The organism is Bacillus sp. AFS029637, assembly GCF_002584985.1.
GTDB lineage: Bacteria > Bacillota > Bacilli > Bacillales > Bacillaceae_G > Bacillus_A.
The window spans coordinates 24,174-38,021 of the sequence record NZ_NUPZ01000006.1; the positions used below are offsets into that span (position 1 = coordinate 24,174).

At 40.7% G+C, this 13,848-nt stretch carries 4 protein-coding genes; all 4 read right to left on the bottom strand.

Annotation, left to right across the window (positions count from 1 at the left end):
- Positions 1–45: 45 nt before the first annotated feature.
- On the bottom strand, positions 46–645 hold the full coding sequence (locus tag COE49_RS01195) for a TasA family protein (protein WP_088232302.1): 600 nt from the start codon (positions 643–645) through the stop codon (positions 46–48).
- Positions 646–861: 216 nt separating this feature from the next.
- Entirely contained in the window at positions 862–4,998 is a 4,137-nt protein-coding gene (locus tag COE49_RS01200) for a S8 family serine peptidase (RefSeq protein ID WP_098945661.1), read from the bottom strand.
- A gap of 214 nt (positions 4,999–5,212) precedes the next feature.
- Positions 5,213–9,364 (bottom strand): S8 family serine peptidase, encoded by a 4,152-nt coding sequence (locus COE49_RS01205; RefSeq protein ID WP_098252758.1) that lies wholly within the window; start codon positions 9,362–9,364, stop codon positions 5,213–5,215.
- Positions 9,365–9,580: 216 nt separating this feature from the next.
- Positions 9,581–13,720: a S8 family serine peptidase gene (locus tag COE49_RS01210; protein ID WP_098252759.1), complete on the bottom strand. Its 4,140-nt coding sequence runs from the start codon at positions 13,718–13,720 to the stop codon at positions 9,581–9,583.
- Positions 13,721–13,848: the final 128 nt, after the last annotated feature.

The following is a 13,848-nucleotide window of genomic DNA, read 5'->3' on the forward strand; positions in this document are numbered from 1 at the left end:
TTAGCGGTTCATTTGGTACATAAATATAATAAATAAAATTTGAACTTATTTTTCTTTACCTTTTGTTTGGTTCGCATTAAACGTCCAGTTCAATTTCAATGTATCTCCTTGGAATACGTTTTGATCTTCTCCATTATCTTCAAATATGAATTTCACATAGAAACTGTCATCCTTGCCCGGAGCAAGTCCGTTTCCTTCCCAGTTTACGACACCTTTTTCTACAAGATCAGGAAAGCTGCCATCAGCAGTGGCCTTTTTCAATTCAGACAAAGTAGTTTCCCATACAGGAACTGTATTTTTGTCTATGTTCCATAAAAACTCTACTTTGACATGATCACCGAAATCAGCATTTCCATTATCACCTTTTGCATCTATTACAGTGTAATCAGTAAGAAGATGAACGTCCTTAATTTTCAAAGTACCGCTGTTGATTAAGTGGAAATCACGTTCTATTTGATCACCTGGTTTGATTTTGTCAACATCGATGATAACTTGTGGATCAATGCTCAAATCTAACGTACCAGCCGCAAACGTGTTTTCTGATACTTCTTTATCACTAAAGTACGCAAACGTTCCGCCTCCGATTAAAGATAAACCAAGAGCTGCAGATACAACACCCATACCAATTTTTTTCTTAAGACTCATTTTAATAATCCCCCTATTTTTATAATATTTAAACCACTCAAAAGCTGATAAGCCCATATGAAGTAAAAACGAATTATTTCCTTATTTGATGCCTTTTAGATAGCCACTAAGTTCTTAATAAAGAACTTAGTGTTTTATTTAAGAGCGACTATCGATATTTGCAGAAGATGAAATTCCCCCCTCTTTTATCAACAACCACTCCTAGGTCACCCTATTTTATTTCTTCGGTTCTAGACCGATCTGACGTAAGAAATCTGCCAGGCCTTTTTTACCGATTGTTTCTTTTGGTTTAACTACTTCTGGGACGCCGACTTCTTTTTGCAAGAAGTTTTTCTCAATGAAGCGGACATCTGTCTCATCTACGACACCGTCTTGGTTGATGTCTTGTGGCAAGATAGATGCATCCTTCTTGCCGTATGCTTCAACTACACTTTGCATATCGCGAATGTCAATCAATCTATCACCATTCACGTCCCCTGCACGACCTTTTAGGGAAGCAAAGTTAAAGTTTTGCCCACGCTGTTCACCGTTTACAAAATATCCAGGAATAAAATTCCTCATTGCTTTAAAATGTCCCGGAACCTCGGCAACAACTGTGAATACTTCATCAGAAGCCGGGAGACCCACTATACGGTATTCTCCTTTTTTATCAATGGTTCCCTTATATTTTTTACCGCTTGGAGACAGCGCATATACTTGGGCACCAATTTTTGTATAGTCTCCCTTTTTCAAATAACCGCCTTCTGTCAAAAAGGCTTCCGGTCCAATATAGCCTGACACACTTGAATGCTTCGTAATGATATTAACATTTTCCGTGTTGTAAAAAGGAATAGCAGTAGCTGCTGTTTGTCCCGCTTTCATATAAGACGCTTTCTTTACATCCATAAAGATATCGCCGAAATACCATTCATCATGTTCTACTTTGAACGTGACATCAAGGAAAGGCATATCTCCGTCCATACCGCTGAATGCATTTCCTTTCATAGATGCGCCAACATTCACCGTGCTAAAGTAATCTCCTTCCGTCACTACAGGCTCTTGCAGTGATACTTCCAAGCCCTTTTCCTTTGCATACTCGTTTGCCGCATTGTTCAGCTTCACATTTTCAAACTTGAACAAATCTTTGGTGAACTCTACCTGGAATTCCCCAGATACAAGCTGCTTTACATTATTCAAGCTCAGTGTCATTGTTACAGGATCGCCGACTTTTACATCTTTCTTATCGTAACTAGAAGTCGTATACTCTGTACCTTCTTTCATGAAGATATAGTTTTGTCTACCAACTGCCGTTGCGATATCAAACGTAGTCAACTTCAAACTTAAAGGTTTTGTTGCAATGTCGCTTTCCTCAATACCGAATTTCACATCTCCGTTTGCTTGTATCGGGAAGAATCCACCTATAAATCCAGACTCTAAATAGTAAGCCATTGTATTGGAAGATTGATCATAGTTTAAGCCTTTCGATTGTAATACATCTATTGTGGAATCTTTAGCTGTTCCATGGAGCCATACCGCTTTTTGTCCATCCTCTACTGTAAACATGGAGTCGTTAATCTCGATTATACCTGGTTTTTTATCCATGTTTACTTCTGGTGCTGTATTATCCACGATCATCGGTTTGCCTACCACATATGATTTTCCTTCCTCATCATGCCCGATCATTTCAATTGTATAGTCTCCTTCTGGAAGTTTTACAGGGACATCTCCGATTGGCTTGGAAGGATCATTTGTAAATGGATAGACATAGCTATTGAATACTATTCCAGCATAATCTATATCTGTCATCATATTGCTGGCGTCTATCGTTCCAGTCAATCCTACAGCTTTCCCCGATTTGCTGTCTTTGACAACGATATCGATTGTTTCCATTGGGCTATTCAACTTCATGAGTCCAAAGATGAATGGCCTCATGTATTGCCAGAAAGGCGTATTATTTGTTACTGATGGTCGTTCCGTTTCCATATAGGCAAATCCCTTTTCCGTCACCATGACGGCGAACGGAATTTGATACGTTTCGGCCGGATTGTTCGCATTCGTTACATGAATATATCCTTCGTATCTGCCTGCCGCGGCGCTAGAAGGAACCGTGATTTTCGGCTGTAGCTCCTGTGATTTTCCACTTGCTACTGTAAGAGATGCCGGCACCTCAACTTGTACACCGTTCTTCACCGCATCTTGAATACCTGTACGTTCGCCGTGATACTCTACTTCTACTTTAAATGATTTTTCTTCTTTGCCGTTGTTTTGGACATTTACTTTTTTGCTCGCTTCAATCGGTTTATCCCCTTGCCTAACATATCTGCCAAACACGATAGAACCTGTTTGTTCATCAATTTCGACAACATTTCCATTCTCGACATTTTGTGTTTTGTCTAATACTTTAATGGATGTGTCCGTATGAACGGCTTCATACGCATCAATGCGCCCAGCACCCGCCTCGTATACGGAATAGTCCCCATTCAAATCATCAGATGTATTCATAAGAGCCGCTTTTACATCAAATGGTGTATATTCCGGATGCTCCTGCAGGATCAATGCTACTGTACCCGCTACGTGAGGAGTAGCCATAGAAGTACCAGACAAGCGTACATATGCATTGCTGTAATTTACGCCGTCCTGTGGATCATTAATATATTCCGGTGCAGTAGAGAAGACCGACACACCCGGAGCGACTACATCTGGCTTAATATCGTAGTTTCCTTCTACCGGTCCACGTGAACTAAAATCAGCTAAGTGATCGCCTTCCGTTTTTGTATTGCTCAGCGTTTCGAATTTGAAAGATACTTCACCTAGTCCTTTTAACCGTTCGCCATCCGCTTTTGACAGGCGGAAAGATGGAAGAAGACCTACCCCCTCACCTAAGTAGGCAGATATTTGTCCGTCTACATTGTTATACACGATAGCAGCCTTCGCTCCGGCTTTTTTGGCGTTTTTGATTTTTTCATCAAACGTTATTTCCCCGCGCTGAATCAACGCAATTTTTCCATTGAGGTCTTTTCCAGTAAAATCTGCTTCTTTACCAAGTCCTGCAAATACAACCGGTAAGGATTGTCCTTCGAAATCTTCTAACTTATCAGGAAAATCTTTACCTAATAGCTGCATACCTTCAAACTTTTCATTCGCAGCACTCCCGCTGAATGTAGGAATAGACATGGCAGCATCACTTGCTCCTACTGAAATACCAAGAGCCGCCGTTCCAGGGGAACCAAGTGTTTTTTCGTTTGGCCCGGCGTTACCTGCAGCAACAACTGTTACCACACCTGAAAGCATGGCGTTATTTACTGCGACAGAAGTAGCGTATAGCGGATTGTTCGTCTGCGCACCTAGCGACATGTTGATAACGTCCATACCATCTGCAATCGCTTTATCGATTCCAGCAAGAATTCCTTCTGTAGATCCTGCTCCCCAAGGGCCTAGTACTCTGTAAGCATATAAATCTACTTCAGGTGCTACACCTTTCACAGCATAATCCGCGTTATTTTTCTTTTGAGCTGCAATCGTCCCCGCTACATGTGTACCATGATTTGTGTAATACGTATAGCCAGGATATTCTGGCTTACCAGCTTTTATCCAATCCTCGTATGTTGTTTCCATCGGATCTGCATCGTTATCAACAAAATCATATCCGCCTTTATAGGCACCTTTTAAGTCAGGATGATTGTAGTCAACACCTGTATCAAGAACGCCGACTTTAACCCCTTTACCCATAATATTTTCTGCATGAAGCTTGTCCACACCAATTTGCGGGATGCTGTCTGCCATTTTCGGATTGATTGTTTCCTTCGTTTCTACCGGCGGTTCCACTTTTACCTCGTAATCTTTATAAACACGTTTTACGACTCCAGATTGGATCAGCTCTTGCACTGCAACACCAGGTAGAGTCATCGCTACACCGTTGATTGCATTCTTATATTCGCGTGTGATTTCCACTTTTTGCGTATCATAAGTGCCAGCGTCCTTCTTCGATTTTAAAGATTCGACATGTTGCTTAAACACTTTATGTTCTTCATCCACTTTTGCTTGCGCAGTAGTAGCAGCGATTTTCTTTCCTTTCGCCGCTTGTTTCATCACTTCAATTTTCGCTGGAGCTTGATTAAATTCCACGATAACTTTGACTAGTTCAGGACTACTAGCATCAATATCAGGAGAAATTGTAAAGTTAGGGTTTACATCTAATTGCTCTAAAGCCTTTCTTTGATCTGCCGACAGGTTCGTCAAGATTTTCTCCACATTATCAACTGGATTCAGTTCAACCGGACTTTCTGCCAATACGTTATATGGAATACCTTGTGACAATAGCATGCCTACAGCTAACGTTCCTATAAGAAGCTTCCCTTTTTTTCTTCTCTTCATAGCTCATCCTCTTTTCCTCATATAATTGTTTTACAAACAATCTGTGAAGCTAGTAACTAAGATGCCATTCTGAAAATCAAACAAAAGAAGTAATCTTTAAAGCTATTGATCTCACTTTTTGTAAAGATATAGCGGATAAAATCTATCATTAGATTAAGTGAGGAATCATTAGTGGGGAATGAAGAAAGGCCCCACTAATGGAAGTTTCACTGCATTACTTTGATTTTGGCGCCAAACCGATCTGACGTAAGAAATCTGCCAGTCCTTTTTTACCAATTGTTTCTTTCGGTTTAACTACTTCTGGGACACCGACTTCTTTTTGCAAGAAGTTTTTCTCAATGAAGCGGACATCTGTCTCGTCTACGACACCGTCTTGGTTGAGATCTTGTGGCAAGATAGATGCATCTTTCTTGCCGTATGCTTCAACTACACTTTGCATATCGCGAATGTCAATCAATCTATCACCATTCACGTCCCCTGCAAGATTTTTAGCACGTACTCCAACATATTGCCCGCGCACCTCACCGTTTACAGGATATCCAGGAATGAATTTCTTCATCGCTTTCAGATGTCCCGGAACATCGAAAACAACTGTGTGTACTTCAGTAGAAGCTGGGATACCATTAATCGTATATACCCCTTTACTATCAATCGTTCCTTTATATTTTTTGCCGCTTGGAGACATCGCATATACTTGGGCACCGATTTTTGTATAATCACCTTTTGACAAACTACCGTCATTTTTCAAAAATGCTTCCGGTCCGATATAACCATACGCTCTCGAATGCGTTGGAATGACGTTAAAGCTTTCCGTACCGAAATAAGGAATGGTCGTAGCTACTGTTTGTCCCGCTTTCATATAAGACGCCTGTTTTACATTCAACTGGTAATCACTCACAACAATATCGTAATATTCATTTACTACTTTGAACGTGACATCAAGGAAAGGCAGATCTCCATCCATACCACTAAATGCATTCCCTTCCATAGATGCGCCAACTTTCACCTTATTATTGTAAGTTCCTTCTGTCACCACAGGTTCTTGCAGCGATACTTCCAAGCCTTTTTCCTTCGCGTACTCGTTTGCCGCATTGTTCAGTTTCACATTCTCAAACTTGAACAAATCTTTGCTGAATTCGACTTGGAATTCTCCAGATACAAGCTGCTTTACATTATTGAGGCTCAGTGTCATCGTAACTGTATCGTCAACTTTTACATCCTTCTTATCGTAACTAGAAGTCGTATATTCCGTACCTTCTTTCGCAAAAACATATTTTTGTGTATCAACTGCCGTTGCAATATCAAACGTAGTCAACTTCAATTGTAACGGTTTTGTTGCAATATCACTTTCTTCAATTCCGAATTTTACATCTCCATTCGGTTGAATCGGAAAATACCCATCATCTATGAACATAGGGTTTACAGCGTAAGCCATGCTGTTGGAAGACTGATCATAGTTTAAACCTTTCGATTTCAATACATCTACTGTGGAATCTTTAGCTGTTCCATGCAGCCATACCGCTTTTTGTCCATCCTCTACTGTAAACATGGAATCATTAACCTCAATTACACCCGGTTTTTTATCCATGTTCACTTCTGGTGCTGTATTGTCCACAATAAGCGGATTGTCTACAACATATGATTTCCCTTCCTCATCATACCCAATCGTTTCCAGTATATAATCGCCTGCTGGAAGCTTCACAGGAAGATCGCTAATCGGCTTGGAAGGATCATTTGTAAATGGATAGACAGTACCGCCGAATGCTCCCATAAGATAAGTTTCTACGTCTGTCAGTAATTTACTAGTATTCGCTGTTCCTACAAAACCTACAGCTTTCCCTGTTTTACTATCCTTAACAAGCACATCGATTGTTTGCATTGAGCTATTCATCTTCATTATTCCGTGAACCACAGGAGGGGCTAAATATAGCCAGAAAGGTGTATTATTTGTTACGGCTGGTGAAGTCGTTTTTAAATATTCAAATCCCTTTTCCGTCACCATGACAGCGAACGGGATTTGATATGTTTCAGCCGGATTGTTCGCATTCGTTACATGAATATATCCTTCATATCTGCCTTTCGCTGCGCTAGCAGGAATCGTAATTTTCGGCTGTAGTTCCTGTGACTGTCCGCTTGCCACTGTAAGAGACGCCGGCACCTCAACTTGTATACCGTTCTTTACTGCATCTTGAATGCCTGTACGCTCACCGTGATACTCCACTTCTACTTTAAAGGATTTTTCGTCTTTACTATTGTTCTGGACAACTACCTTTTTGCTTGCTTCAATTGGTTTATCATCTTGCTTAACATGTCTGCCAAACACGATGGAACCTGTTTGTTCGTCAATATCGACAACCTTGCCGTTCTCGACATTTTGTGTTTTGTCTAATACTTTAATGGATGTGTCCGTATGGACGGCTTGATACGCATCGATGCGCCCAGCACCCACTTCATATACGGAATTCTTGCCATTCAAATCATCAGATGTATTCATAAGAGCCGCTTTTACATCGAAAGGAGTGTATTCTGGATGCTGCTGCAGTATCAATGCTACTGTACCCGCTACGTGAGGAGTAGCCATAGAAGTACCAGACAAGCGTACATATGCATTGCCGTAATTTATGCCGTCCTGCGGATCGTTAATGTATTCCGGTGCAGTAGAGAAAACAGACACACCCGGAGCGACTACATCTGGCTTAATGTCATAATTTCCGTTTACCGGTCCGCGTGAGCTGAAATCAGCTAAGTGATCACCTTCCGTTTTTGTATTGCTCAATGTTTCGAATTTGAAAGATACTTCACCTAGTGCCTTTAACCGTTCACCATCTGCTTTTGACAGGCGGAAGGATGGAATAAGACCTACTCCTTCACCTAAGTAGGCAGATATTTGTCCGTCAGCATTGTTATACACGATAACCGCTTTTGCTCCAGCTTTTTTAGCATTTTTAATTTTTTCATCAAACGTAATTTCCCCGCGCTGAATCAGCGCAATTTTTCCGTTTAAATCTTTACCTGTAAAATCAGCTTCTTTACCAAGTCCTGCAAATACAATCGGGAAGGATTGTCCCCCAAGATCTTCTAACTTATCAGGAAAATCTTTACCTAATAGCTGCATATTTTCAAATTTTTCATTAGATGCACTCCCGCTGAATGTAGGAATAGACATGGCAGCATCACTTGCCCCTACTGAAATACCAAGAGCCGCCGTTCCAGGAGAACCGAGTGTTTTTTCGTTTGGTCCAGCGTTACCTGCGGCAACAACTGTCACCACACCTGAAAGCATGGCGTTATTTACTGCGACAGAAGTAGCATATAGCGGATCATTTTTCTGCGCACCTAGTGACATGTTGATGACATCCATACCATCCGCAATTGCTTTATCCATCCCAGCAAGGATTCCCGCTGTATTTCCTCCGCCCCATGGTCCTAGTACTCTGTAAGCATATAAATCTACATCAGGTGCCACACCTTTTACAGCGTAATCTGCATTGTTTTTCTTTTGAGCTGCAATCGTTCCTGCTACATGTGTACCATGGTTTGTATAGTACACTAAGCCTGGATATTGTGGCTTACCAGCTTTTATCCAATCCTCGTACGTCGTTTCCATCGGATCTGCATCGTTATCTACAAAATCATATCCGCCTTTATAAGCACCTTTTAAATCTGGATGATTATAGTCAACACCTGTATCAAGAACGCCGACTTTAATCCCTTTACCTGTAATGTTTTCTGCATGGAGCTTGTCCACACCAATTTGCGGAATACTGTCTGCCATTTTCGGATCAATTGTTCCTTTCGTTTCTACCGGAGGTTCCACCTTTACCTCATAGTCTTTAAAAACACGGTTTACTACTCCAGATTGGACCAACTCCTGCACAGCCACACCAGGTAAAGTCATCGCTACACCGTTGATTGCATTTTTATATTCGCGTGTGATTTCCATTTTTTTCGTATCGTAAGTGCCAACATCTTTCTTCGATTTTAAAGATTCGACATGTTGTTTGAACACTTTATGCTCTTCATCCACTTTTGCTTGCGCAGTAGTAGCAGCGATTTTCTTCCCTTTCGCCGCTTGTTTCATCACTTCAATTTTCGCCGGAGCTTGATTGAATTCCACGATAACGTTAACTAATTTAGAACTATTCGTATCAATATCAGGTGAAATCGTAAAGTTAGGATTTGCATCCAATTGCTCTAAAGCCTTTCTTTGTTCTGCCGATAAGCCCTTCAGGACTTTCTCCACATTATCAACTGGCTTCAGTTCAGCCGGACTTTCTGCCAATACGTTATACGGAATACCTTGTGACAATAGCATACCTACAGCTAACGTTCCTATAAGAAGCTTCCCTTTTTTTCTTCTCTTCATAGCTCATCCTCTTTTCTTCATATAATTGTTTTACAAACAATCCGTGAAACTAGTAAACTAAGATGCCATTCTGAAAATCAAACAAAAGAAGTAACCTTTAAAGCTATTGATCTTACTTTGTATAAAAATATAGTAGATAAAATCTATCATTAGATTAAGTGAGAAATCATTAGTGAGGGATGAAGAAAATCCCCCACTAATAGAAGTTTCACTCTATTACTTTGATTTCGGTTCTAAACCAATCTGACGCAGGAAGTCTGCCAGACTTTTTTTACCGATTGTTTCTTTCGGCTTAACCACTTCTGGAACATCGACTTCTTTTTGCAAGAAGTTTTTCTCAATGAAGCGGACATCTGTCTCATCTACGACACCGTCTTGATTGAGATCTTGCGGCAAGATGGATGCATCCTTTTTACCGTATACATCAACTACACTTTGCATATCTCGAATATCAATCAATCTGTCACCATTCACATCTCCTGCAAGACCTTTAGTGCCTAATCTGAAATATTGCCCGCGCACCTCACCGTTTACAGAATATCCAGGAATAAATTTATTCATCGCTTTCAGATGTCCCGGAACATCGACAACAACTGTGTGTGCTTCAGTAGAAGCTGGGATACCATTAATCGTATATGCCCCTTTACTATCAATTGTTCCCTTATATTTTTTACCTTTTGGGGACAGCACATATACTTCGGCACCTATTTTTGTATAATCTCCTGATTTCAAAGAACCGCTTGCTGTCAAGAATGCTTCTGGCTTGATAGGACCCAGCACTCTCGAATGCGTTGGAATGATGTTAAAGCTCTCCGTATTTAAATAAGAAATGGCAGTAGCAGCTGTTTGTCCCGCTTTCATATAAGACGCCTGTGGTACATTAAATTTGGTAGCATTATTGTAATATGCATCACTTACTAATTTGAGCGTTACATCAAGGAAAGGCATATCACCGTCCATACCGTTAAATGCATTCCCTTTCATAGATGCGCCGACTTTCACCGTATTGGTGTTAGTTCCTTCTTTCACCACAGGTTCTTGCAGCGATACTTCCAAGCCATTTTCTTTCGCGTACTCATTTACCGCATTGTTCAATTTCACATTCTCAAACTTATATAAATCGTTCATGAATTCGACCTGGAATTCCCCAGATACAAATTGCTTCACATTATTGAGACTAAGTGTCATCGTAACTGTATCGCCGACTCTTACGTCTTTCTTATCATAACTAGAAGTCGTATATTCCGTACCTTCTTTTACGAAGACATAGCTTTGCTTATTAAATGTCGTTGCAATATCAAACGTATTCAAAGTCAAATTTAGAGGTTTTTTTGCAATATCATTTGCCTCAATACCGAATTTCACATCTCCATTTGCTTGGATTGGGAAGCTTCCACCTACCATTCCAGAGTTTGCATAGTACTCCATGGTGTTGGATGATTGATCAACGTTCAAGCCTTTGGACTTCAATAGATCCACTGTCGCATCCTTAGCCGTTCCATGCACCCATACTGCTTTCTTTCCATCTTCTTCCGTAAACATGGAGTCATTCACTTCAATCACACCCGGTTTTTTATCCATGTTCACTTCCGGTGCTGTATTGTCCAAAATAAGCGGATTATGTGCAACATATGATTTTCCTTCCTCATCGTGCCCAATCGTTTCCAGTATATAATCGCCTGCTGGAAGCTTCACAGGAATATCACTAATCGGCTTGGAAGGATCATTTGTAAATGGATAGACAATGCCATTGAATGCTCCTACAAGAAAGGTTTCTTTGTCCGTTTGCAACTTACTAGTGTTCGCTGTTCCTACAAAACCTACAGCTTTCCCTGTCTTACTGTCCTTAACAAGCACATCGATTGTTTGCATAGGACTATTCAACTTCATTATCCCGTGGACCGTAGTGTTTAAAAGATCCCAGAAAGGTGTATTATTCGTTACGGATGGTGTACTCGTTTTTATATATTCAAATCCCTTTTCCGTCACCATGACAGCGAATGGAATTTGATATGTTTCAGCCTGATTGTTCGCATTCGTTACATGAATATATCCTTCATATCTGCCTTTCGCTGCACTAGAAGGAATCGTAATTTTTGGCTGCAGCTCCTGCGATTGTCCGCTTGCCACTGTAAGAGATGCAGGCACCTCAACTTGTATTCCATTCTTCACTGCATCTTGAATGCCTGTACGTTCACCGTGATACTCCACTTCTACTTTAAAGGATTTTTCTTCTTTACCGTTGTTTTGGACATTTACTTTTTTGCTTGCTTCAATTGGTTTATCATCTTGCTTAAAATGTCTGCCAAACATAATAGAACCTGTTTGTTCGTCAATTTCAACAACATTTCCGTTCTCAATATTTTTTGTTTTGTCCAATACTTTGATAGATGTATCCGTATGAACAGCTTGATACGCATCAATGCGCCCCGCACCTACTTCGTATACGGAGTTCTGGCCATTCAAATCATCCGATGTATTCATAAGAGCCGCTTTTACATCGAAAGGTGTGTATTCTGGATGCTCCTGCAAAATCAATGCAGCTGTACCCGCTACGTGAGGAGACGCCATAGAAGTACCAGACAAGCGTACATATGCATTGCCGTAATTTATGCCGTCCTGCGGATCATTGATGTATTCCGGTGCAGTAGAGAAAACCGACACACCCGGAGCGACTACATCCGGCTTAATGTCATAATTTCCGTTTACTGGTCCACGTGAGCTGAAATCAGCTAAGTGATCACCTTCCGTTTTTGTATTGCTCAGCGTTTCGAATTTGAAAGATACTTCACCTAGTCCTTTTAACCGTTCTCCATCCGCTTTTGACAGACGGAAAGATGGAATAAGACCTACTCCTTCACCTAAGTAGGCAGATATTTGTCCGTCTACATTGTTATATACGATAACCGCTTTTGCTCCAGCATTTTTTGCATTTTTAATTTTTTCATCAAACGTAATTTCTCCGCGCTGAATTAACGCAATTTTTCCGTTAAGATCTTTCCCCGTAAAATCAGCTGGTTTACCAAGTCCCGCAAATACAATTGGTAACGATTGTCCCTCTAAATCTTCTAACTTATCAGGAAAATCTTTACCTAATAGCTGCATATTTTCAAACTTTTCGTTAGATACACTCCCGCTGAATGTAGGAATAGACATGGCAGCATCACTTGCCCCTACTGAAATACCAAGAGCTGCCGTTCCCGGGGAACCTAGTGTTTTTTCGTTTGGCCCGGCGTTACCTGCAGCAACAACTGTCACCACACCTGAAAGCATGGCGTTATTTACTGCAACAGAAGTGGCATATAACGGATCGTTCGTCTGCGCACCTAGCGACATGTTGATGACATCCATACCATCTGCAATTGCTTTATCGATTCCAGCAAGGATTCCCGCAGAATTCCCTCCGCCCCAAGGGCCTAATACTCTGTAAGAATATAGGTCAACTTCAGGTGCTACACCTTTTACAGCGTAATCTGCATTGTTTTTCTTTTGAGCTGCAATTGTCCCCGCTACATGTGTACCATGGTTTGTATAGTACACTAAGCCTGGATATTGTGGCTTACCAGCTTTTATCCAATCCTCGTACGTCGTTTCCATCGGATCTGCATCGTTATCTACAAAATCATACCCACCTTTATAAGCATCTTTTAAGTCAGGATGATTGTAGTCCACACCTGTATCAAGAACGCCAACTTTAATTCCTTTACCCATAATATTTTCTGCATGAAGCTTGTCCACGCCAATTTGTGGAATGCTGTCCGCCATTTTCGGATCAACCGTTTCTTTCGTTTCTACCGGAGGTTCCACTTTTACCTCGTAATCTTTAAAGACGCGTTTTACGACTCCAGATTCGATCAACTCTTGCACTGCCACACCCGGTAACGTCATCGCTACGCCGTTAATCGCATTTTTATATTCACGTGTGATTTCCACTTTTTTCATATCGTACGTGCTAGCATCCTTCTTCGATTTTAAAGATTCGATATGTTGCTTAAACACTTTATGTTCTTCATCCACTTTTGCCTGCGCAGTAGTAGCAGCTATTTTCTTCCCTTTCGCCGCTTGTTTCATCACTTCAATTTTTGCTGGAGCCTGATTGAACTCCACGATAACGTTAACTAATTCAGAACTATTAGAGTCAATATCAGGTGAAATCGTAAAATTAGGACTTACATCTAACTGTTCCAACGCCTTTCTTTGTTCTGAAGACAGATTCATTAGTACCTGTTCCGCATTATCAACTGGCTTCAGTTCAACCGCGCTTTCTGCCAATACATTATACGGAACACCTTGTGACAATAGCATACCAGCAACTAACGTTCCTGTAAGAACCCTCCCAAATTTCCCTCTCTTCATACAAGTTCCCCCATCTAAATTTATTTATATCTGTAGTTATTGCATAACATAAATTTCCGAAGCTATTAGGCTACAAATCTACTTTCTTATCTTATAAAATTAAAACTTTTCTGAAAATTATCAAAAAG

Bases quoted from the DNA above. Each gene is read 5' to 3' on its own strand.
- COE49_RS01195 (WP_088232302.1), bottom strand. From the start codon at position 645: ATGAGTCTTAAGAAAAAAATTGGTATGGGTGTTGTATCTGCAGCTCTT.
- COE49_RS01200 (WP_098945661.1), bottom strand. From the start codon at position 4,998: ATGAAGAGAAGAAAAAAAGGGAAGCTTCTTATAGGAACGTTAGCTGTA.
- COE49_RS01205 (WP_098252758.1), bottom strand. From the start codon at position 9,364: ATGAAGAGAAGAAAAAAAGGGAAGCTTCTTATAGGAACGTTAGCTGTA.
- COE49_RS01210 (WP_098252759.1), bottom strand. From the start codon at position 13,720: ATGAAGAGAGGGAAATTTGGGAGGGTTCTTACAGGAACGTTAGTTGCT.